Source organism: Bartonella sp. CL436QHHD (genome assembly GCF_042195105.1).
Taxonomy (GTDB): domain Bacteria; phylum Pseudomonadota; class Alphaproteobacteria; order Rhizobiales; family Rhizobiaceae; genus Bartonella.
Genome location: NZ_JBHINR010000026.1, coordinates 4,482 through 26,229, shown reverse-complemented (window position 1 = coordinate 26,229; position 21,748 = coordinate 4,482). Strand labels below are relative to the sequence as shown.

Here is a 21,748-nt window from a genome sequence, read left to right as displayed (position 1 = left end):
GGTTTTAATTCAGTATAAGAAAATCAAAGTCGTATAATGATAAGCCAGTATCTTATAAGAGTACCACCTCATTTCTATAGTGAATGAGAATATAAAATATGTAATATTTTTTCTTTTAACATAATATAAATATATAAATACTGAGTAGATGTTATCGCTCTTTTTTTGCGTGCTTGTTCTTTTAATTAAAAAACATTGATGTTCATCACAAGGTGGGTCAATATATGAAGTTTCATTATTTGAGAAAAGATTTCATATATTTTTTAAGGGGCTGTACTCATACAAGAGGAGATGCAACATTCAACGCTATAGAAATAAGGGGATACTGATTTTATAAGCATAAAAATGGTTCTTATTCGATATAAGCGACATTTTATAGTTTCAAATAATATATTCTTTAATAAGGAGGGAAAAGCGAGATAATTTTTATAAAAAGCTGAATGAGTATGACTTAAAGTGCAGTGAGGAATGCACCTGTAGAGCAAATTTTACTTTTCCGTTTATCTAAGTGATTTGGGTACGATGTGCTTTATATCACTTAAAATGAAGCAGTTGCGAAGAGAGAAGCATATTCTTATTAAAAAAATAGCTCTGATAGTAGAAAATACAGAACAATTTAAATTTAGTCTTTTAGTTTTCGCAAAAGTTCCTTAATATCTAACCTTATGAGCAACTTAAGGTTTGCCATATTAGGATAAAAACACCTCTTCAGCGATAAGTTTTAATGGCTCATTATGCTGTATTTTGAAAAAAATAACTGAAAAAAAATAAATCTACTAAAATTTAGATGTTATAGAAATATTGTTAATCATAATCTCCTGTGTCACAATTTGTTCCAACAACTTTTTTCTTCGTAATATTTTTAAAAATATAATGTCCTGACGAAGGAAAACTTATATGAAGAGATTTTATATTTTTTAGGATAAAGATCTTCTTTTCTTTATCATGGGTTATTTTCTTTTCATCATCAACAGCAATTCTCAATTTGTTTAAATCAGAAGGGGTAGAGTACGATAAAGTAAAGGATACTTTCTTTGGTTCAAAGATACTACAAGAGTATTCAGCTCCTTGATGGATTGTATCGGATGGGATGATCACAACACTTTCATCCAGCCCAAAATTCCATTTTCTCTCACCAAAGCCAGCAAACGCACCACTAGAGTAGGCGAGAATATTTGCGGCTAATAATCCTTGCATGAAGATTTTTTTCATTATCCTCTCCTTTTTCTAAAGTGAGGTGAATCATAAATCAATTTTTATAAAGATAAAAGCTCAAACTTAACGCTAAAATCAGGGTTGAGTTGCATTTTCTAGTTTTAAACCATGTTCAGACTGATATTAATCTAAGAGATTTGAATGCTCTATTATGTATAATAATTTGAATTGTTTTGAGAGCTAATTTAGAAGTTCGTTATCTTTATTGGAATATTGTCAGAGGAAATGACTTTTCTCAAGAAGCTCTCTTTGAAGATATAAAGGGAAATAGATGGTACAAGCGTTTTTATTTTTGGTTACTGTGTTTTTTTACACTGGTTTTTATACAAGTTGAAGTGCTTTTTATCATGATATAATTTGTGAAAAAATATTATGGAAATAATTTATATATTCTTTTATGAGCCGTTTCTTCTTCTTCAGTGTTTATGAAGGGTGTTGAGTAGAAAAAAACGAGCTCTTTCAAGATACGTTGCATTATGAAATTTTTACGATGCTCTTTGATATCAGCAAAGAATGATAGCAGCCTAATTGCTTTTATATATACGATGTTCGATCGTTTTGTGCTGGATAAGTACCGATAATACGCAGTTCTGCAGAAAAGAAAGATAATTCTTCTAAGGCAAGTTTCATCATCGGGTCTTCAGGATGCCCTTCAATATCAACAAAGAATTGTGTTGCATTGAAATTTCCACCAATTTGATAGCTTTCTAATTTTGTCATATTGATACCATTCGTTGCAAATCCTCCCATAGCTTTATAGAGAGCAGCGGGGACATTGCGCACTCGAAAAAGAAGACTGGTGATGATTTTTTCGCCATTTTGAGGTTTGGGGACATGTCGTTTGGAGCGTGAAAGGATGACAAAACGGGTAATATTATGAGGGTTATCTTCAACATCTCTTTCAAGAATATCAAGTCCATAGAGTTCTGCTGCGATTAAAGGTGCTAAGGCAGCCTGTGAACGTTTAGCATTTTTTTTAATAAATTTTGCAGCTCCAGCGGTGTCAGCAGAAACAACAGGTTTCCAACCGTTGTTTCGTATGATTTTTCGGCATTGTGCAAGGGCATGCGTATGGCTGTGGACGGTTTTAATTTCGTCATGTGTAACGCCGGGTAAAACCATGAGTTGAAAATGGATAGGTAAAAAATATTCATCAATAATATAAAGAGATGACTGCGGTAAAAGATGATGAATGTCTGCAACGCGTCCCGCAAGGGTATTTTCAATAGGGATCATAGCAAGATCAGCTTTCCCGCTTTCCACTAAATTAAGGGCGTCTTCGAAAGTAGCAGAGGGAACAGCATCCATATTGGGGAACATATTGGAGCAAGCAATATGGGAATTAGCGCCGTATTCTCCTTGGAAAGAAATTTTATTGGTTTTTTTAAGTATTTTCATGCTAAAATCTCACAAACTCTATCGAGATCATGTTGTGTGTCTACACCTAAGGGAATTGTATCGACTATTTCCACATCAATACGCATGTTGTTTTCTAATGCACGTAATTGTTCAAGTTTTTCACGTTTCTCAAGTGGTGAGGGTTTGAATGATACAAATTTCTCAAGTGCTTCGCGCCTATAGGCGTATATTCCAATATGGTGATAAAGAGGACCGTCTCCATAGGGTGCTGTGGCGCGCGTAAAATAAAGAGCACGAAGGCGATTTTGAGAAAGCGGTGTACCAATGATTTTGACAACATTGGGATCTCTTGTTTCATTTTCTTCAATGATTTTGGCACCCAAGGTTGCAATATCAGTAAAGCTATTTTCTAAAGGGCGTAGCGCACGAATGATTTCACGAGGCATTATTGTTGGTAAGTCACCTTGTACATTTAAAATGGCATTATAACGTTGTTCCGGATCAATGCGCATTAAAGCTTCATAAATACGATCAGATCCAGACTTATGATCACCTCGTGTTATGATATATTCATGTCCATAATCTGCAACAGCTTTAGCGATATCATTATGATCTGTTGCAACGATTGTACGTCCTATTCCAGCTTTTTTGGCTTGTTCTGCGACATGAACAATCATCGGTTTTCCGCCAATTTCAGCGAGAGCTTTTTGAGGAAGACGGGTTGAGCCTATACGGGCAGGAATAAGAATAATTGGTTTAAGAGCCATTGTAAGATTCCAAATGTCATCTGTGATGCATTTATGATGTTGTGTGTTATAAAGAAAAAGCTTAGACTAAAAATGGTAATGAAACCGTGAACATTTGAGTTTTTATGAATCGCCGGAGATTTATTTATTTTATTTGTGCTTGTTTATGTGTGCTGGTCGCTGTTGTGGGGATTTCCACACTCAGCAATATAATTTACGATCATCCTACATCAGTCCAATATCATCATACAGTTGCCAAGAATGATATATTTCAAGAAAAACAAAAAGCACCTGATGTTTCCCTATCACTAAATAGCCGCCTTCAACAAGGCAATTTTGAAAATGGCCGTAAAGTTTTTCGCCAATGTGCCATATGCCACACATCTGGACGCAATGCAGCAGGGCGTGTTGGTCCAGTCCTCTGGGAGATTGTTAACCGCCCTTTGGCATCAGCAGCAGGTTTTGCTTATTCACGGGCATTACGTGCTCATTCTGATCAAAAATGGGATTTTGTAACGTTGGATCGTTATTTACATTCTCCACGTGAAGCTTTTCCTGGGACCATTATGTCTTTTCGTGGAATTAAAAATGACCAAGATCGTGCCGATCTTTTGCTTTATTTACGCAGTTTATCCGATCATCCTGTTCCTTTACCAATGGATAATAATAAAGCGAACGAGCCAAATTAACTTATACCATAGATGTTAATTTTAGAAAGAAGTCTGACTTTTTGTAATTTTAGTTTCAAGGTTTTATAAAAAGAGCTCTTATTGATGTTTTGTTAGGGGGAACGCCCCTCACGCAAAACAGAACACATTTAACATTGCATATTTACTCGCTTATTTTAAAGAGCTCTTTTATAAAAATGCACTCTTTACGCTGTCATCTGCAGATTGGTTTTCAAGATTTGTTTGCTTCACTTTTTCTACATATACTTGTCTGTGAAATTATTGCTGAAGGATTATCAATTCATGAGCCGCAACTTTCTGCTTCTGAATGCCGATAATTATGTAATTAAAGCTCTCCATGAGGTTTATCTTAATCCTTCTATGCACATCAATCCCTATGTACTTTTACATCAATTTCCATGTATCAGAGACAATTGATTGTTCTTATACGTGCAATGATCCTAAGCTGCATTTTATGATGCTTGATGAATAGACGTTTTCTCTTGAGGTTAGAGGTGTAGGTACAGATCATTGACCTTCTATAGTATCAATCACTAAAATATGACTTAGATTATTTATTTATAGGTTATGGTTTGAAGTAAGCACTTTCATGTGAAACAATTTTCATGTGTGAATAGTAAAATAGTTGAATAGAGTTCTGCTGATTGTATTTTTATCTACGTTGAAAATTTTTTACACAAGAATACTGATGGCAGCTAAGTTTGCACGAGTCTCTGTCCATTTATAGACGATGACATGAAATTATACTGATAATCCATTATAGAGAATTATTTTTTCACAAAAGGTTTTCCATATTTGTGATAAATTTAATAGGTTTCATTGGTTACAATGTTTCGATGACTTGCGATAAAATATTAGTATTTTAATACATATTGCGAGAGTGCTAAAAGTTAGTGGAAGAGAGAACATAATCATGATTCTCCAAGATTCTTAAGAGCTACGGCATTTTCTTTATAATTTGAGCGTTTATAAGTAATAATATTAAATTGCGCTAATAATCCATTATAGAGAAGAATCTTTCCTACTAATGGCTCTCCGATGTTTGTGATCATTTTAATAACTTCCATTGCTTGTAGGGTCCCAATAACGCCAGGTAAAACACCGATTATTCCAGTTTCAGCGCATGTTGGGATAGTCCCGTGAGCTGGAGGGGTGGGAAATAAATCGCGATAGTGAGGATTATTGTCTTTATACGGCATAAGGACGGTTAATGAGCCATTAAAACGTTCTACAGCACCACTTATTAAGGGTTTTTTGCATTGGGCAGCGTGATCAGCAAGAAGATAGCGCGTCGTAAAATTATCGCTTCCATCAACAATGATGTGGTAAGCATTAAGCAGTTTATCCACATTACTTTTATCTAAGCGTAGGGTGTGTTTTTCAACTACAACATGGGGATTTATTGCTTTTATAGTGGCTTCAGCACTGTCTGTTTTGCTTTTGTTTATTGCATTTGTTTTATGAATAACTTGGCGTTGTAAATTGGAAAGTGAAACGATGTCGTTATCGACAATTCCAAGGGTTCCTACACCTACGGCAGCCAAATAGGTTAAGACAGGAGCACCAAGACCACCAGCACCCACAACAAGAACACGTGCTTTTTTTATCTTTTGTTGTCCTACACCACCAATCTCAGGCAAAATGATGTGGCGTGCATAGCGTTTGATTTCTTTGTTGTTTAATTTTGTATCTGTTTCTTTTGTCATAAATTTTCTCTTGTCATAGTTCTTTTATTGTTTACTAAGTTTATGATGCTTAGACCAGTCTGCTTTTAGGATAGGGAGGATTTATTTATGAAAATTGCCATTCAGATGGATCATATTTCAACAGTTCGGATTCAAGGAGATACGACATTTGCACTCGCTTTAGCAGCACAAGAACGTGGACACTCTCTCTTCCATTATACACCAGATCGTTTATCTCTGTATGATGGTTGTGTGATTGCACGACTAGAGCCATTGATTGTACATGATAAAGAGGGAAGCCACTATAAATTAGAAAAGCCTGTTCGCACGGAATTAACAGATATGGATGTGGTTCTTTTACGCCAAGATCCACCTTTTGATCTCAATTATATCACAACGACTCATTTGTTAGAACGTATTCATCCTAAAACACTCGTTGTGAATGATCCGGCATGGGTACGCAACAGTCCAGAAAAAATTTTTGTGACTGAATTTTCTGATCTGATGCCAGAAACATTAATTACCAAAGATATTGAAGAAATAACAGCTTTTAGAGAGACATTTGGCGATATTATTGTTAAACCACTTTATGGAAATGGGGGCGCTGGTATTTTTTATTTAAAACAAGATGATCGCAATTTAGCATCATTGTTGGAAATGTTTGCAGAAATTTATCACGAACCTTTTATTGTTCAGCGCTATTTAGAGGCAGTACGAAAAGGAGATAAAAGGATTATTTTGCTTGATGGTACACCTGTTGGAGCTATTAATCGAATTCCGACAGAAACAGATGTGCGCTCTAATATGCATGTTGGAGGCCGCGCGGAAAATGTTGAGTTAACAAAACGTGATTATGAGATTTGTGAACGCATTGGTCCAGCTTTAAAGGAACGAGGTCTTCTTTTTGTGGGGATTGATGTGATTGGAGATTATATAACAGAAATTAATGTGACGTCTCCTACGGGAATTCGTGAAATTAAACGCTTCTGCGGTACAGATGTTGCTCATTTGTTTTGGGATGTTATTGAGTTCAAGCGTTCAAATGAATTTATTTGACAGAGGACAAAAACATGGTTTTAAAAAATGATCCATGTTGTTTTTTATATTTGTTATGTTGCAAATGTGAACTAGAATGACCGTATGATATAAATTAAGAGGCTTTATCCTCAATTTTTAGGGAGCTTATAGATGAACAGAGTATTATCAATTGGAGTGGGATTGTTTTTTGCGCTACTGCTGTCAGCAAATGGAGGCAATGCGCGCGATCAAATACAGATTACTGGTTCATCTACAGTTTTACCTTATCAAAAGATTGTTGCTGAAACATTTGGAGAAATTTATCCTCATTTTAAGGTTCCTGTTATCGAATCGGGTGGAACAGGAGCTGGTATTAAGGAATTCTGCCGTGGTATTGGGGAGAACACTGTTGATATTGTTAATGCTTCGCGAGCAATGAAACCGAGTGAATTACAGTCTTGTTTTGATGCTGGTGTAAAAGATGTTGAGGAAATACGTATTGGGTATGATGGCATTGTTTTTGCAACTGATATTAAGGGACCTGATTGGAAATTACAGCCAGTAGATGTTTATAAAGCCCTTGCTGCTCGAATTATTATAGACGGAAAGTTGCAACCGAATAATGTTTTGAAATGGAGTGCAGTCAATAGTGCTCTTCCTGATTGGACGATAGCAGCGTATATTCCTGGGGAGAAGCATGGGACACGTGAAGTTTTTGAGGAAAAATTACTTACTAAGGGGTGTAAAGAGAGTGGGGCAGTTGAAGTGATGAAGTCTTTAGGAATGGATGATAAGGAGATACACACTGCTTGTATTGCGGTACGTAAGGATGGAAAAGCGGTTGATATTGATGGTGATTATTCTGAAACATTTGCGCGTCTAACTTCTAATAAAACAGGGGTTGGTATTTTTGGTTTGTCTTTTTATCAAAATAATGCTGATAAACTAAAAGTTGCCGATATTAACGGTTTTGCGCCAACAGTTGAGACGATTTCTAGTGGACAATATCCGGTTTCTCGTCCGCTTTTTTTCTATATTAAGAAAGCACATTTAGGTATTATTTCAGGTTTGCGAGAGTATGTTGACTTTTTTCTTTCTGATCAAATGATTGGTCCAGAGGGTCCTTTGGCTGAATATGGTTTGATTGTTTCTCCTGAAAAGGAGCGTCAAGCACAGCGTTCTGATTTTTCTGCTGGTCGAGTAATGACATTGAAATAACTTGCAGGGAAAATTTGTTGGATTTCTGGGATAGGGAATTTGGATGCTATTTTTTTATAAAAACTGAAAGATAAAATGCGCATTTCCTTTATTATTTTGTTATTATTGATTTTTGGATTTTGTGGTTTTTGTATTTCTTATATGCGAGCACGCATTCTTGAATACAGACAACATAAAATGCATTCTCGTGCGTATTATTATGGCTGGTGGACATTTTTGATTACTGTTATTCCAGCTTTTATTTTTTTAATTGTTTGGGATGCTGGGAGTACAATTTATTTAGAATATAATGCCTCTCGAGAGCTTGAGGCGTATAGTGCGCATGTAACAGAGCCTGTAAATCACGATCTACTTTGGGAGACACTTCGAAGTCTCGTCAAAAAGATTCATCGCTTTGAGGGGAATCTTTCTACCGCTTCCTATAAGGAAGTGCAGGCACAATTACTCGCGAAGGGATGGATTTTACCCGATGAAGCATCAGATGATGTGTTCAAAATAGCACAGTCGTGGGTATTTTCTTCTGAAAAGCTTAAATTTATAGGTTATGTTTTCCTTTTTGCTATTGCGTCCTTTGGTTTTATCTGTGGAATGATGCAAATTGCGCCTCATCAACGTGCGCGTAATAAGGTTGAATCTTTTATTATTATTGGATTGATTTGTGCATCTATTGTTGCAGTCTTGACAACAATAGCCATTGCGCTTTCTATGCTTTTTCAGACAGTAAGCTTTTTTCAGTCTGTATCCTTTTCAAATTTCTTTTTAGGAACAGTTTGGGATCCACGTTTTTCCGCGAGCGGTTCAGGCGATGAAGTAGGACAATTTGGTTTAATACCGCTTCTTGCTGGTACGCTTTATATTGCATTTGTTGCCATGCTTTTTGCTGTACCTATAGGATTATTTTCAGCTCTTTATATGGCTGAGTATGCTTCTGCGCGATTGCGAGCAATTGTAAAACCATTATTGGAAGTTCTTGCTGGCATCCCAACCATTGTTTATGGTTTTTTTGCTTTGAAGGTTGTAGGACCATTTTTACGTGATCTTTCTGTTTCTCTCTCAGGTGGGGTTGGTTTTATTATGGCACAAAGTGTTTTGACCGCTGGAGTTGTGATGGGAATTATGTTGATACCTTTTGTTTCCTCTTTATCGGATGATGTTATTACGGCTGTTCCACGCATTTTACGTGAAGGTTCTTATGGTTTAGGCGCAACACAATCTGAAACAATTAAAAAAGTTGTTATACCAGCAGCGCTTCCAGGGATTATGGGGGCTATATTGTTGACGGCATCGCGTGCAATTGGAGAAACAATGATTGTGGTTTTGGCGGCAGGTGTTGCAGCAAACTTAACACTCAATCCTTTCGAAGCAATGACTACGATGACTGTTAAGATTGTTAATCAATTGACCGGTGATTTTGAGTTTAATTCTCCACAAACTCTGGTGGCTTTTGCCTTAGGGATGACGCTTTTTGTTATGACACTTTTGATGAATATTCTGGCTCTTTATATTGTGCGTAAATATCGGGAACAATATGAATGAATGAAGATTTTTTTCCTCGTCGCAATATTAGTCTCAAGCGTCGATATTGGGCTGAACGTCGTTTTCGTGCCTATGGTTTGATTGCCATTTTTATTGGTTTGTTTTTTTTATTTGCGCTTTTATGGTCTATCATTAGTCAGGGTTATACAGCTTTTTTTCAAAGTGAAATGACATTGTCGATTTATTTGGATGAAAAGATCATCGATCCAAGTGGTCAACGTAAAACAAAACCACAAGTTCTCATGACGGCGAATTATCCACTTCTTGTACGCAATGCTTTAGCAAAGAAACTTAATATCAATCAAAATGATCGAGCCTCTCTTCGGGACGTTAACCGTATGTTTTCAAATGGTGTCCGCGTTCAACTACGTGAAATGGTGACAAAGAATCCAAAATTGATTGGCACAATGCAAAAAGTTAAAGTTTTGGCATCTGCGGATATTGATTCTGCTTATAAGGGACAGATTGATCTGCGTGTAGCAGAAAAAAACCGTAAAGTTTCTAATCGACAAGTGGAATGGATAAAACGTTTAGCGCATGATGGTACGCTTCATAAAACATTTAATATTGGTTTTTTTACATTTGGCGCTTCAAGTCGTCCTGAGACTGCGGGATTAGGTGTTGCGATTATTGGTTCTCTTTATATGATAGGCATCGTTTTATTAGTTTCACTTCCAATAGGCATAGCAACGGCTCTTTATTTGGAAGAATATGCACGCAAAAATAAATTTACAGATTTTATAGAGGTTAATATCAATAATCTTGCAGCTGTTCCTTCGATTGTGTTTGGTCTTTTAGGACTCTCTTTTTTTGTTAATTTTTTAGGATTACCACGTTCAGCCTCCTTTGTTGGTGGTCTTGTTTTAGCGCTCATGACTCTTCCCACGATCATTATTGCAACACGTTCTGCTCTGCGTGCTGTTCCTCTCTCTATTCGTGCAGCAGCTTTAGGACTGGGAGCATCAAAAACACAAATGATTTTTCATCATGTTGTTCCTTTAGCAGCGCCTGGCATTTTGACAGGCACAATTATTGGAATTGCTCAGGCTTTGGGTGAAACAGCTCCTTTGCTTTTGATTGGAATGGTTGCTTTTGTTGTTAATATTCCTACGACCCCCATGGATCCAGCAACGGCTTTGCCTGTTCAAATTTTTATGTGGGCGGGGGAAGCAGAGCGTGCTTTTGTTGAAAAGACATCAGGTGCTATTATTGTATTGATGATTTTTCTTGCGATCATGAATATTTCTGCGGTTTTTTTACGACGACGATTTGAACGCCGCCAGTAATTTTAATAAAATAACAACTTTGATAAGATTTTTGTAAGGTGAATTTTTGTAATGAAGATTAAAATGCGTGGTGAGGATGTGAAGGTTTCTTATGGAGACAAAGAAGCACTCCACGGTATTACACTTGATATTCCTGAACATCAAGTAACTGCTTTGATTGGTCCATCAGGATGCGGAAAGTCGACTTTTTTGCGTTGTTTTAACCGTATGAATGATACGATTGAAGGCGCTAAAACAACCGGTCTTATTACCTTAGATGGGGAGAATATTTATGACACACGGATTGATGTTGTAGAATTGCGCGCTCGTGTTGGAATGGTTTTTCAAAAGCCCAGTCCTTTTCCAAAATCTATATTTGAGAATGTTGCGTATGGTCCACGCATTCATGGTTTAGTAAAAACGCGCTCTGAATTGCATGATGTCGTTGAAAAGAGTTTGAGGCAGGCAGGTTTGTTTGAAGAAGTAAAAGACCGTCTTCATGATCTTGGAACAAGTTTATCAGGGGGACAACAACAGCGTTTGTGTATTGCACGTGCTATTGCGGTTAGTCCTGAAGTTATTTTGATGGATGAGCCTTGTTCAGCTCTTGATCCTATTGCGACAGCACGGATTGAAGAGCTTATCGATGCATTACGGCAAAATTATACAATTGTTATCGTAACGCATTCTATGCAACAGGCTGCACGTGTTTCTCAATATACGGCTATGTTTCATTTAGGGCATTTGGTAGAAGTTGGTGCGACTGAAATGATCTTTACCTCACCAAAAGAGCAACGGACACAAGATTATATTACGGGGCGTTTTGGATAGGTGAATTGAGGAGTGTAAGATATGTCTATGAACCATACTGTCCGTTCTTATGATGCAGAACTAAAATATTTAAGAGCAAGGATTATAGAAATGGGGAGCCATGCAGAAAGGATGATTGAACGTTCTGTCGCATCGGTTGTGTGTAGTGATCTTCAACTTGCAACGACAGTGATTGCCGATGATGTATTTTTAGATGAAGCAGAACGTGACATTGATGAAAAAGCGGTTGCTATTATTTGTAAACGCCAACCGATGGCTGTCGATTTGCGTGAAATTATTGGAGCCATTCGTATTTCTTCTGATCTTGAGCGGATTGGGGATATGGCCAAAAACATTGCTAAAAGGACGGTTGCACTTTCAGAAATACGACAATCTGCTTCTGTTTATCATGGGCTTGAAACAATTACAGCTTTAGCACTCAATCAATTAAAAGAAGTCTTAAATGCTTATACGAGTCGCCTATTAGAGCGTGTTGACGCGGTGCGTGAGCGTGATGAGAAGATTGATGCTTTGTATACTTCTCTTTTTCGTGAACTTTTGACGTATATGATGGAAGATATGCGCAATATTACGGTTTGTACGCACTTACTGTTTTGTTTAAAGAATATTGAACGAATTGGTGATCATGTTACTAATATTGCTGAAATGCTGCATTATATCATAACGGGTTACCATATGTCCTCTGATCGTCCTCGCGATGACCTTACTTATAAAGTTGGAGTAGGTGAGAAGAAAATAGATTAAAATTTTTCTTATATGTATAAAATAAGTTTGTAGATATGTGAGTATTTTCTTACAGTGCAGCTATAGAAAGAATAAGATAACCGTCTTATGGAAAAGCACAAAGAAGCAACAAAGAGTTTTTTCAGAGAAGCGTGGCAGATTGCTAACTCTTGGTTTGACATATTTGTATATTAGATGATATCATCACTCGTATTGTGGCCGGAGGGGAGTTTTCTAGGGGAATTTCCTTTCAGATCATTTTGTTAAAATTTTATATTAAAGGGGATATCTGTATTATTTTTCGTATGTAGAAGAAATGGATAGCGTTATTTTACTATAATTGAAACGTATGGGTTATTATAGCCTATATTGAACCATGAATAATAACAATATTGATCTGTAAATTAAGAGTTTTTTATTTTTTATTTTGCATAGATACTTTTTGATTACCTCTTGTATTAAAATTTTGCTGAGTGGTAACAATTAGCTATGTACTTTATTGAGAGATACATTTAAAGCTCATTTCAAGACTTGAATATCTCAGAGATTATAGGAATGTGTTGCATAAGATGAAAAAAAATCGTTGGAATGTTTTTGTTACCTGTTGTGTAGCGCCGTTAGTTGTTGTGGGATGTGCTTCAAGTCATTTAGATGCTGGAAAAATAAATAATAATAAGACAAAAACGGTTACATATCCATTGACAGAGCGTCAATGTCTTATGCGAGCGATGTATTTTGAATCAAATCGCACAAGCCGTGAAGGAATGATTGCCGTTGGAACGGTTGTTATGAATCGTGTTAATTCGACCGCCTATCCTAAGACGATTTGTGGTGTTGTTGGTCAATATAGGCAATTTGCTCCTGGTGTTTTAACGCGTCCTATGACGGAGAAAGCATCTGTTGCTCGTGTAAGAGAGGCAGCTGATGCCGTTTTACGGGGTGAACGAGATAAGAAAGTTAAACACGCTAAGTTTTTTCATACCGCTGGTTTGTCTTTTCCGTATAAAAACATGCATTATGTTCAGGTTGCAGGGGGAAATGCTTTTTATGAAAAACGATCACGTGATGGGGAACTTCAAGTTCCTACAAATAATCGCCCTTATGATGTTGCTTATGCTTTTGCTCAAGAACGTTCTGGTCATGCGCCAAGCTTTATAGATGAAGGCTTAGAGAGTAGGGGCGTAAAGGCAGAGAAAAGTACATCTCCTTCGACAGAAGTAGCACAGTCCAAGATGGCACATCCTGCGCCTTTTGCTATGGTACAGCTTGATAAAGTTCCTATCCCTGCCTATGCACCTCAACATCTAGCTAGGAAAGAGGAAAATAAAACGATTATGGCTTTACCTTCATCTGATCAGTTAAATGCAATTGTTGCAATGTTAGAAAAACGACACAGGAACTAGTAAGTTTTTCATGACCAAAGAAGGATGATATACCCATTGTGGTTTATGAATTAAGTGAATTTTAGCGATAATGATACGCATAAATATACATAGAGAAAGCGAACTCAAAGGATCTGAAAAACAATTTATAATATGACGACATAAAGAACGCATTCTATTTAAAGAAGGGTATTGGTAATGTACTTTGATATTCATGAGACAATTTTGCCTGAAATGCTTAATCGTCTTGCAGAAATTACAGTGAAAGTGGGGTTGAATTTACAAGAGGGGCAAGATCTTGTTTTAACTGCTCCAGTTTCAGCGTTACCTTTTGTTCGGCGTATTGCATATCATGCTTATAAGGTTGGTGCTGGTGTCATTGCACCAATTTTTAGTGATGATATATTATCGCTTACACGGTTTGAAAATGCCCATACAGCTAGTTTTGATTGTGCTCCTTCTTGGCTTTATGAGGGAATGGCAAAGGCTTTTGAAAATGGGGCAGCGCGTTTAGCGATTGTTGGGGATAATCCTTTGCTCCTTTCTAATCAGGATTTTGATAAGGTTTCACGTTTAAATAAAGCCACTTCAATAGCTTATCAGCCGGCACTCAAGCAAATATCAAATTTTGCTATGAATTGGTCGATTGTTGCTTATCCAACAGCAGGGTGGGCTGAGGCGATGTTTCCTTCTTTATCGCTTAATGAGGCGATTAAAAAATTAGCTGATGCAATTTTTTCTGCTTCACGTGTTACAGAAGAAGATCCGGTACAGGCGTGGACTGTCCATAATGCACATTTGAAGAAACGATCATCTTGGCTTAATGAGCAGCGTTTTTCTGCCTTACACTTTACAGGGCCAGGGACTGATTTGACGGTTGGTTTGGCAGATGATCATGAATGGCATGGTGGTGCATCCGTTGCTCAAAATGGTGTTATTTGCAATCCGAATATTCCGACAGAAGAAGTTTTCACGACTCCTCATGCTCATAAGGTTGAAGGTTTCGTTCGCTCAACAAAGCCCCTTTCCTATCAAGGAACTCTGGTTGATAATATTGAAGTACGTTTTGAAGCCGGGCGTATTGTTGAGGCTCGTGCATCAACAGGCCAAGAAGTTTTACAGCAGGTTTTGCAAAGTGATGAGGGTGCAAGCCGGTTGGGTGAAGTTGCCCTTGTGCCCCATTCTTCACCAATTTCTAAGAGTGGCCTCCTTTTTTATAATACCTTATTTGATGAAAATGCTGCATGTCATATTGCTTTAGGGCAGTGTTATTCCAAATGCTTTTTAGATGGGGCATCATTGACGTCAGAAGAGATTGCAGCACGTGGTGGGAATAAAAGTGTCATTCATATTGACTGGATGATTGGTTCTGGTGAAATTGATATAGATGGCATTACCCAAGATGGTGTAAGAGTTCCTGTATTTCGTAAGGGTGAATGGGCTTAATTTTGTTACCATAAAACACGGTCATTTGAGGTGGGGTGGGATGTAAGCCTCATTGATACGTTAAGTATTTTAGAGTGTGTGGTATATATTCAAGGCAGGGTTTGTCCATAAAGCCTTTAGTTAAATGATTCACATGAGTAGGAATCCAAGTAAAATCCACTCATCAAGAATTTGTTTAGTAGATGTAGAGGAAGTCTTCGTTCTTTGAGGGGGGTGGGAAGAAGTCAATTTATCAGAGATACGATTGGAAAGTGTATAATTATTAAAGAAGAGTAATGCCTGAGCTTCCTGAAGTAGAGACAGTTCGTCGTGGACTTGAGTCCGTTGTAACTGATGCAAAGATAGTATCTGTCAAACTTAATCGTAGAGATTTGCGCTTTCCTTTTCCTGAGGCTTTTTCTGAGCGCCTTATTGGCAGAACAATTATAGAACTTGGTCGGCGTGCAAAATATTTATTATTTCATCTTTCTCAGAATGAAACGATTTTAAGCCATTTAGGAATGTCTGGTTCATGGCGTATAGAGAATGATCTTTTAAGAACAGTTTTTTCAACGACAAGTAAATTGGTTAAGCATGATCATTTTGTCATGGATATTCAGACAAAGAATGGTGAAGTTTATCATCTTATTTATAATGATGTGCGTCGCTTTGGGTTTATGCTTTTAGTCGATACGGATAAGCTTTATGAACATCCACTTTTAAATAAGCTAGGTCTTGAACCTATGAGTAATTCGTTTTCTGGTCGTTATTTACAAAAGGCTTTTGTTAATAAAAAAATGTCTCTCAAGGGTGTTTTACTTGATCAGTCTATTGTTGCAGGTCTTGGGAATATTTATGTTTGCGAAGCACTTTGGCGGAGTCGTTTGTCTCCACAACGTGGTGCATTTACATTGGCATCACAAACGGCACGGGCACGTGAATTTGCAGATTCTTTAGCACAAAATATACGCAATGTGATTTCTGAAGCCATTTTGTCTGGTGGCTCTTCTTTACGTGATTATATGCATATAGATGGTTCACTTGGTTATTTTCAGCATGCTTTTTCAGTTTATGGACGAGAAGGCAAGCAATGTTTGGAATGTGGAGCGCCTATTATGCGCATTTTACAGGCTGGACGTTCAAGTTTTTACTGCTCACAATGTCAAAAATGAATAAGGCGTCTTGCAAAATCTTACAAGAGGCTTAAAGTCATCGTATCTATAATATAATTACACAAGGCTTGAAAGGTTTTTTTTATGCTGAATAAAGTACTAACACATCTTGATGGAAATATAGAGAAGAGCCTTGAACGCCTTTTTTCTCTTTTACGTTTTCAATCGATTTCTACAGACTCGGCTTACAAGGATGCATGTCGTAAAGCAGCTGATTGGTTAGTAGAGGATTTAAAAAGCATCGGTTTTGAGGCTTCACGCCGTGATACACCGGGGCATCCAATGGTTGTTGGGCATCATCCTGGACCTTCAGATGATTGTTTGCATGTGTTGTTTTACGGACATTATGATGTTCAACCTGTTGATCCATTGAGTTTATGGGAGGATGATCCATTTACACCTTCTTTAAAAGAGAGAGATGGAGAGAAAGTTATTTGTGCTCGTGGAGCTTCAGATGACAAAGGTCAGTTGATGACTTTTATTGAAGCATGTCGTGCATTTAAGAAAGAAACAGGGCAGCTTCCTATTAAAGTTACTATTTTATGTGAAGGCGAGGAAGAGAGTGCTTCTCCTTCCCTTATTCCTTTTTTAAAAGCAAATACAGATGAACTTAAGGCAGATTATGCATTGGTTTGTGACACGTCAATGTGGGATGCGAATACTCCATCTATTGCTCTTTCTCTTCGGGGAATTATGGCAGAAGAGATTATTATCACAGCAGCTAATCGTGATTTGCATTCTGGTTATTTTGGAGGAGTAGCAGCTAATCCCATTCGTATTTTAACGAAAATCTTAGCAGGACTTCACGATGAAAATAATAGGGCAACACTTCCTGGCTTTTATGATGGAGTAGAAGAAACACCTCCACATATTTTACAATCATGGAATGCGCTTAATTGTACTGCTGAAAATTTTCTTGGTCCTATAGGACTTTCCGTTCCAGCTGGTGAAAAAGGGCGGAGCATTTTAGAGCTTGTATGGGCACGTCCTACCATGGAAATTAATGGTATTAGTGGCGGCTATGAAGGGGAAGGGATGAAAACGGTTATTGCTTCTCAAGCGAGTGCAAAAGTATCGTGTCGTTTGGTGCATAAGCAAGATCCAGAGAAAATACGCCAAGCGTTGCGTGATTATGTACGTAGCTCAATTCCTGCTGATTGTAAGGTTGAATTTAAGAATCACGGTTCTTCTCCGGCACTTCAGATTTCTGATGATTCATCTTTTATCAAGGAGGCGAAGGATGCCTTATCACAAGAGTGGGAAGTGCCTGCTGTCTTGACAGCCATGGGGGGCTCGATCCCAATTGTAGCAGATTTTCGGTCAATTCTTGGCATGGAAACTCTTTTGGTTGGTTTTGGACTGGCTGATGACCGTATTCATTCGCCTAATGAAAAGTATAATTTAAAATCATTTCATAAGGGGCAGCGGTCTTGGGCGCGTATTCTTGCAGCTTTAGCAAATAGGAGGGTAAATGGCTGAGATTCGTGTTCATCAAGGTGATTTACCAAACTTAGATAATTATCAAACTGATGCTGTTGCGATTGATACCGAAACTTTAGGATTACAACCCCATCGTGATCGTTTATGCGTTGTTCAGCTTTCTTCTGGAGATGGTACTGCCGATATTATACAGATTGCTAAAGGACAAAAGAATGCACCTAATTTGGTCAAGCTTCTTAAAGATAAAGCAGTCGTAAAAATATTCCATTTTGGGCGTTTTGATCTTGCTATTTTAGCACATACATTTGGTGTTATGCCAGAGGCTATTTTTTGTACAAAGATTGCTTCGAAACTCACGCGTACTTACACGGATCGTCATGGCTTGAAAGAAATTTGTAATGAATTGCTGAATGTGAATATTTCTAAACAGCAACAATCTTCGGATTGGGCGGCAGAAACGTTATCACAGGCGCAAATTGAATATGCTGCGTCGGATGTGTTATATTTGCATCGTTTAAAGGTTATATTTGAAGAACGTTTAAGACGTGAAGAGCGAGAAAATGTTGCCAAGGCATGCTTTCAATTTTTGCCTATGAGAGCTAGGCTTGATCTTTTAGGATGGGCGGAAGTTGATATTTTTGCGCATAGCTAACTTTAAAATTGGCTTTTAATGGAGTTAATTATTGATGTGAGAGGACAAAATGCTTGTACATTATGGACATTTTATCCTCTCATCTTTTCTGATAAGAATTATAATAAATTCTTAAGTGCTATTTCATTTGAAGTTTAGGTAATAAAAGTACTTTTGCGAATTCATATTTTTTATTTTTGTAACAGCTTTTATTTGAAACAAAGCAATTTTGAGGAGAGGCTGAAAACATACGGTAGGTTGGAAGACTTAAATCTCTGCAACCGGTATACAGCCTAATTGGGGGAGAATATGAATGTGTAAATGTAAAAACCAAATCTCATCTTTACCATCATTTTTAATTCGGCTTTACGACTCTCACAAGTATTTAAAGCAATGTCTGTTAAATAATAGAGATTACGCATTGCCTCATGTTTTTAATGGATTTACGTTCTTCGTGTAAAACAGAACGCCCTAAACGGAATATATTTGTGTTGCTAATTCATGTGCTTTTTTAAAGAAACCGGCACCCAAATCCATTTTACAGCGGCGCTTATGAATGGTATAACGATAAAGCTCCCAAAAATATGATATAAAATTCATTGAGCACTCCCATTTTTACGCTTACGGAGTAACAAGCTGCTACCATCACACCACTTTGCCAATTCCCAATGTTGTGTAGCCCTTGGCACGGTTCATAAGAGACATTTTAGTTTTTTAGTGTTTTTTATCCACACAGCTCTTCCAACTTATAACGTGCAAACAAATGGTTTTAATTGATTCAACATGAAAAAGATTTTGAATGAGAGAATCTTATGATGTTTAGGGGTCTCAGTCAATATGAATAACGCTAAATTATCATTATAAATCAGTATATTATATGAAGTTCGTATAGTTTATTATTTTCAGACGATACTTCGTGCCTTTATTTATTACTCAATAAGTAATTTCTATGTTGGCAGAGCAGGGCAATTTGCTTTTATTTTAAAAGCAAAATGCTCCAAAGCTTTATTTTTAAGGATTTTCACTTTTTATCTATAAACATATTATTTTTCTCTAGAAATTTGCAATGAAGGTACTAGATAAAATCCATTATGAATATTTGATGAGGTTAAATTTATGAATATAAAATATTTTATTACAGCTTTTGCTACTTTTGCTTCAATCTCTATGGCTCAAGGTGCAAGTTTTTTAGCGTCTCAAAATCTTATACAGAGAGCATCTTCGACTGTTCCTCCAATAGGTTTTTTTTCTGGTGAACAGCTTTGCAAGTTATTATCTGAAGTTTTTCAGATAGAACTTTCTTGCACAAATAACAGCGAATGCATAACAGCAGCTAAGTTAGTACCTGTGTTACATTCTGGTAAAAAAAGAGATCATTATCCTAAAAGAAGACCAGGGAAAAGAGGACGGCCAAACCTATTTGCACGAGGTCCAATGAGTTTTTAAAAAGTGAAAAAACAACATCAAGAAGTATAATATATGTTTTGAAGTTGAAAAAGAGGGATATTTTTTCTGCCAAATTCATGATTTTTAAAGCAAGGGGTGGTTTGAAAACTTTAAGAAAGATTTCTCATTTTTTCAGCTTTAAGGAGATTTCTATATAAGTTTTAATGTTTATCATACCGGTTGTTTGTCTTTAGGTATTTTTTTCAATTTCGTCTTGTAAAGGAGTATGAAATGATAGCCTACAAATAAGGCTGAAGCTCTGAAAAAGACTTTACTATAAGGTTGAGAGAAGAAAAAAATGGTAAGTATGTCAAAAAGGAATAAATGCCTAAATTAAAAACAAAGAGTAAATGTAATGAAATTGCATGTAATCTTGTTGCAGTCCATAGGGTAGTGGAGATCTTGTTCATGTGCGCTACAAGCGTTCTTTACAATGATGAAAAAACAATCAAAGAGCTATTCACATTTGGTTATGCGAAGGATGAAGCTAAAAACGTTGTTTGTATGAATTTAAATGGAACAGTTACATTTAGCTGCTCTCAATATTGTAACGGTCTTCACTATTACAATATTGAGAGTATTAATAGGAAGCATTTTAGCTTTTAAATAGTTTTATTTATTCACACACTTGCTCGTTTGTGAGGTGCAGGGGGGCTTTAATAAAAAAGGCTTAAGATTAAGAGCATCTTCAATATTGCAGACGAATTAATATAAAAGATATTTTTTCATTATAAATCAATACGTTATATTTTTATGTCAATAGCACACGCTTTACACGGAGGGTACTGTGGCGCAGTTTTTTATCAAAATGATAAAGGAGAGAAAACGTGAGGAAAAGAGATCATTTGTGCATAGGCATAGTTTAATTCTCATTTATTACAGATCAAGCAATTAAGGGTACTTTGATTGGCTTTTTGTTTTTTTTATAAGTGTATCATTTTTGCTACAGATATCTGAAGATGGGGCTCTATATGAAATGGTGTGTTCAAATAAATATTCAGCTATGGAGAGAAAATATGAATATGAAATGGTTAATAACAGCTTCTGCTTTCGCTTTTGTTTCAGCTTCAGCAGCTCAAGCAGCAGATGTTATTGTTCCCCCCAGTCCAACACCTGTTGCTCCTGTTATTGTTGCTCCAACTTTTTCTTGGACAGGTTTTTATGTTGGGGGGCAGATTGGTGGTTTTTCGGGTAAGACGAAAATGGATATTCTCAGTAACGGAAAAAAGATTCCAGCACCTGATGACCTTTTGCCTAAACTATCTGGTTTCATGGGTGGTTTTTACGCAGGTTCCAACGTTGATCTCGGCAATGGCCTTATTTTAGGTGTTGATACAGATATCATGTGGTCTAATAAAGATGACACGAAGACAGGAAAAACATATGTTATTGCTCCAGATCACATAAATTATATTAAGAAGATATTAACAGAATCTGGAATTAATATTGGTAAAGATGCGCTTGTACCTGGTGATAAACGAACCCACAGTTTCACTTTTAAAGAAAAGTGGGCTGGTGCGACACGTGTACGTATTGGTTTTGCAGCTGAACGCATTATGCCTTATGTTGCTGGTGGTATCGCCTATACACAGCTTCAAGATAGTGCATTGATTTCAATAACAGGGAAAGATTCAGATAAAGTAATAGCTTCTGGTACTCTGTCTGATGAAACAAAGACCCTTGTTGGTTACACGCTTGGTGCTGGTGTTGATTTAGCAATGACCAATAACGTTATTGTCCGTGCGGAATATCGTTACTCAGATTTTGGTAAAAAGAAATTCTCAAATGATAAATATGAGACATCTTACAAAACCAATGATTTCCGAGTTGGTGTTGCTTACAAATTTTAATAGATGGTAAGTTAAATAACGAAGAGGCTCTGTCAAAGACAGAGCCTCTGTTATTCTTTGTTGCTATATTATCACACAATACATAATTTATTGTGGATGTGAAAAGATATTATTCAGA

18 protein-coding genes and 1 pseudogene are annotated in these 21,748 nt (G+C 36.8%); 14 read left to right on the top strand and 5 right to left on the bottom strand.

The window, feature by feature from the left end:
- Positions 1-804 precede the first annotated feature (804 nt).
- The 3 genes from ACFIKN_RS03325 to ACFIKN_RS03315 all read right to left on the bottom strand — a co-directional run bounded on the left by ACFIKN_RS03325 (position 805) and on the right by ACFIKN_RS03315 (position 3,341).
- Positions 805-1,212: a hypothetical protein gene (locus ACFIKN_RS03325; RefSeq protein WP_375613320.1), complete on the bottom strand. Its 408-nt coding sequence runs from the start codon at positions 1,210-1,212 to the stop codon at positions 805-807.
- Positions 1,213-1,749: 537 nt separating this feature from the next.
- Positions 1,750-2,613, bottom strand: coding sequence for a prephenate dehydratase (locus ACFIKN_RS03320; RefSeq protein WP_273790573.1), 864 nt, complete (start codon positions 2,611-2,613; stop codon positions 1,750-1,752).
- Complete coding sequence (locus ACFIKN_RS03315) at positions 2,610-3,341, bottom strand: 3-deoxy-manno-octulosonate cytidylyltransferase (RefSeq protein WP_375657910.1); 732 nt, start codon at positions 3,339-3,341, stop codon at positions 2,610-2,612. The genes ACFIKN_RS03320 and ACFIKN_RS03315 overlap by 4 nt, the downstream gene beginning before the upstream one ends.
- A 104-nt stretch (positions 3,342-3,445) precedes the next feature.
- On the opposite strand from ACFIKN_RS03315, the gene ACFIKN_RS03310 reads away from it, so the two are divergent.
- Positions 3,446-4,009 (top strand): c-type cytochrome, encoded by a 564-nt coding sequence (locus ACFIKN_RS03310; RefSeq protein WP_375657909.1) that lies wholly within the window; start codon positions 3,446-3,448, stop codon positions 4,007-4,009.
- A gap of 911 nt (positions 4,010-4,920) precedes the next feature.
- On the opposite strand, the gene ACFIKN_RS03305 is transcribed toward ACFIKN_RS03310, so the two are convergent.
- On the bottom strand, positions 4,921-5,715 hold the full coding sequence (locus ACFIKN_RS03305; protein ID WP_375657908.1) for a molybdopterin-synthase adenylyltransferase MoeB: 795 nt from the start codon (positions 5,713-5,715) through the stop codon (positions 4,921-4,923).
- Between the two features lie 87 nt (positions 5,716-5,802).
- Here ACFIKN_RS03305 and gshB point away from each other — a divergent pair, with 87 nt between their 5' ends.
- From gshB to ACFIKN_RS03250, 11 genes are all read left to right on the top strand, one after another.
- Positions 5,803-6,750 carry a glutathione synthase gene (gene gshB, locus ACFIKN_RS03300; RefSeq protein WP_375657907.1) on the top strand — a complete coding sequence of 316 codons (948 nt, stop codon included), beginning with the start codon at positions 5,803-5,805 and terminating at the stop codon, positions 6,748-6,750.
- A gap of 132 nt (positions 6,751-6,882) precedes the next feature.
- Positions 6,883-7,929, top strand: coding sequence for a substrate-binding domain-containing protein (locus ACFIKN_RS03295; RefSeq protein WP_375631060.1), 1,047 nt, complete (start codon positions 6,883-6,885; stop codon positions 7,927-7,929).
- Between the two features lie 75 nt (positions 7,930-8,004).
- Positions 8,005-9,465 (top strand): phosphate ABC transporter permease subunit PstC, encoded by a 1,461-nt coding sequence (gene pstC / locus ACFIKN_RS03290; RefSeq protein WP_375637606.1) that lies wholly within the window; start codon positions 8,005-8,007, stop codon positions 9,463-9,465.
- A complete protein-coding gene (gene pstA, locus ACFIKN_RS03285; protein ID WP_375631059.1) occupies positions 9,462-10,751 on the top strand; it encodes a phosphate ABC transporter permease PstA in 1,290 nt (429 codons plus the stop codon). Before pstC ends, pstA begins: the two co-directional genes overlap by 4 nt.
- 51 nt (positions 10,752-10,802) lie before the next feature.
- Positions 10,803-11,561, top strand: coding sequence for a phosphate ABC transporter ATP-binding protein PstB (gene pstB, locus ACFIKN_RS03280; RefSeq protein ID WP_273790565.1), 759 nt, complete (start codon positions 10,803-10,805; stop codon positions 11,559-11,561).
- A gap of 21 nt (positions 11,562-11,582) precedes the next feature.
- Positions 11,583-12,305, top strand: coding sequence for a phosphate signaling complex protein PhoU (phoU, locus tag ACFIKN_RS03275; RefSeq protein WP_273790564.1), 723 nt, complete (start codon positions 11,583-11,585; stop codon positions 12,303-12,305).
- A gap of 548 nt (positions 12,306-12,853) precedes the next feature.
- Complete coding sequence (locus tag ACFIKN_RS03270; RefSeq protein WP_375631058.1) at positions 12,854-13,687, top strand: cell wall hydrolase; 834 nt, start codon at positions 12,854-12,856, stop codon at positions 13,685-13,687.
- Between the two features lie 177 nt (positions 13,688-13,864).
- Positions 13,865-15,112, top strand: coding sequence for an aminopeptidase (locus tag ACFIKN_RS03265; protein WP_375631057.1), 1,248 nt, complete (start codon positions 13,865-13,867; stop codon positions 15,110-15,112).
- A gap of 275 nt (positions 15,113-15,387) precedes the next feature.
- Positions 15,388-16,263, top strand: a complete 876-nt coding sequence (gene mutM, locus ACFIKN_RS03260; RefSeq protein ID WP_375631056.1) for a bifunctional DNA-formamidopyrimidine glycosylase/DNA-(apurinic or apyrimidinic site) lyase — start codon at positions 15,388-15,390, stop codon at positions 16,261-16,263.
- 84 nt (positions 16,264-16,347) lie between these two features.
- The gene (locus ACFIKN_RS03255; protein WP_273790560.1) at positions 16,348-17,742 is read left to right on the top strand and encodes a M20/M25/M40 family metallo-hydrolase; all 1,395 of its coding nucleotides are present in this window, start codon (positions 16,348-16,350) and stop codon (positions 17,740-17,742) included.
- Entirely contained in the window at positions 17,735-18,355 is a 621-nt protein-coding gene (locus ACFIKN_RS03250; RefSeq protein WP_273790559.1) for a ribonuclease D, read from the top strand. The genes ACFIKN_RS03255 and ACFIKN_RS03250 overlap by 8 nt, the downstream gene beginning before the upstream one ends.
- 249 nt (positions 18,356-18,604) lie before the next feature.
- Here the strand turns inward: ACFIKN_RS03250 and ACFIKN_RS03245 are convergent.
- Positions 18,605-19,039 (bottom strand): annotated as a pseudogene (locus ACFIKN_RS03245) (integrase); the annotation flags it as partial.
- A gap of 411 nt (positions 19,040-19,450) precedes the next feature.
- Between ACFIKN_RS03245 and ACFIKN_RS03240 the strand changes: the two are divergent.
- Together ACFIKN_RS03240 and ACFIKN_RS03235 are read left to right on the top strand one after the other, a co-directional pair.
- The gene (locus ACFIKN_RS03240; RefSeq protein ID WP_273790557.1) at positions 19,451-19,780 is read left to right on the top strand and encodes a hypothetical protein; all 330 of its coding nucleotides are present in this window, start codon (positions 19,451-19,453) and stop codon (positions 19,778-19,780) included.
- A 1,016-nt stretch (positions 19,781-20,796) separates the two neighbouring features.
- Positions 20,797-21,630 (top strand): outer membrane protein, encoded by an 834-nt coding sequence (locus ACFIKN_RS03235; protein ID WP_375657924.1) that lies wholly within the window; start codon positions 20,797-20,799, stop codon positions 21,628-21,630.
- The last annotated feature ends 118 nt before the right edge of the window (positions 21,631-21,748 follow it).

What these genes read in the sequence shown, in the direction of transcription:
- ACFIKN_RS03325 (WP_375613320.1), bottom strand. Translation starts at nt 1,212, where the DNA reads ATGAAAAAAATCTTCATGCAAGGATTATTAGCCGCAAATATTCTCGCC.
- ACFIKN_RS03320 (WP_273790573.1), bottom strand. Translation starts at nt 2,613, where the DNA reads ATGAAAATACTTAAAAAAACCAATAAAATTTCTTTCCAAGGAGAATAC.
- ACFIKN_RS03315 (WP_375657910.1), bottom strand. Translation starts at nt 3,341, where the DNA reads ATGGCTCTTAAACCAATTATTCTTATTCCTGCCCGTATAGGCTCAACC.
- ACFIKN_RS03310 (WP_375657909.1), top strand. Translation starts at nt 3,446, where the DNA reads ATGAATCGCCGGAGATTTATTTATTTTATTTGTGCTTGTTTATGTGTG.
- ACFIKN_RS03305 (WP_375657908.1), bottom strand. Translation starts at nt 5,715, where the DNA reads ATGACAAAAGAAACAGATACAAAATTAAACAACAAAGAAATCAAACGC.
- gshB (WP_375657907.1), top strand. Translation starts at nt 5,803, where the DNA reads ATGAAAATTGCCATTCAGATGGATCATATTTCAACAGTTCGGATTCAA.
- ACFIKN_RS03295 (WP_375631060.1), top strand. Translation starts at nt 6,883, where the DNA reads ATGAACAGAGTATTATCAATTGGAGTGGGATTGTTTTTTGCGCTACTG.
- pstC (WP_375637606.1), top strand. Translation starts at nt 8,005, where the DNA reads ATGCGCATTTCCTTTATTATTTTGTTATTATTGATTTTTGGATTTTGT.
- pstA (WP_375631059.1), top strand. Translation starts at nt 9,462, where the DNA reads ATGAATGAAGATTTTTTTCCTCGTCGCAATATTAGTCTCAAGCGTCGA.
- pstB (WP_273790565.1), top strand. Translation starts at nt 10,803, where the DNA reads ATGAAGATTAAAATGCGTGGTGAGGATGTGAAGGTTTCTTATGGAGAC.
- phoU (WP_273790564.1), top strand. Translation starts at nt 11,583, where the DNA reads ATGTCTATGAACCATACTGTCCGTTCTTATGATGCAGAACTAAAATAT.
- ACFIKN_RS03270 (WP_375631058.1), top strand. Translation starts at nt 12,854, where the DNA reads ATGAAAAAAAATCGTTGGAATGTTTTTGTTACCTGTTGTGTAGCGCCG.
- ACFIKN_RS03265 (WP_375631057.1), top strand. Translation starts at nt 13,865, where the DNA reads ATGTACTTTGATATTCATGAGACAATTTTGCCTGAAATGCTTAATCGT.
- mutM (WP_375631056.1), top strand. Translation starts at nt 15,388, where the DNA reads ATGCCTGAGCTTCCTGAAGTAGAGACAGTTCGTCGTGGACTTGAGTCC.
- ACFIKN_RS03255 (WP_273790560.1), top strand. Translation starts at nt 16,348, where the DNA reads ATGCTGAATAAAGTACTAACACATCTTGATGGAAATATAGAGAAGAGC.
- ACFIKN_RS03250 (WP_273790559.1), top strand. Translation starts at nt 17,735, where the DNA reads ATGGCTGAGATTCGTGTTCATCAAGGTGATTTACCAAACTTAGATAAT.
- ACFIKN_RS03240 (WP_273790557.1), top strand. Translation starts at nt 19,451, where the DNA reads ATGAATATAAAATATTTTATTACAGCTTTTGCTACTTTTGCTTCAATC.
- ACFIKN_RS03235 (WP_375657924.1), top strand. Translation starts at nt 20,797, where the DNA reads ATGAATATGAAATGGTTAATAACAGCTTCTGCTTTCGCTTTTGTTTCA.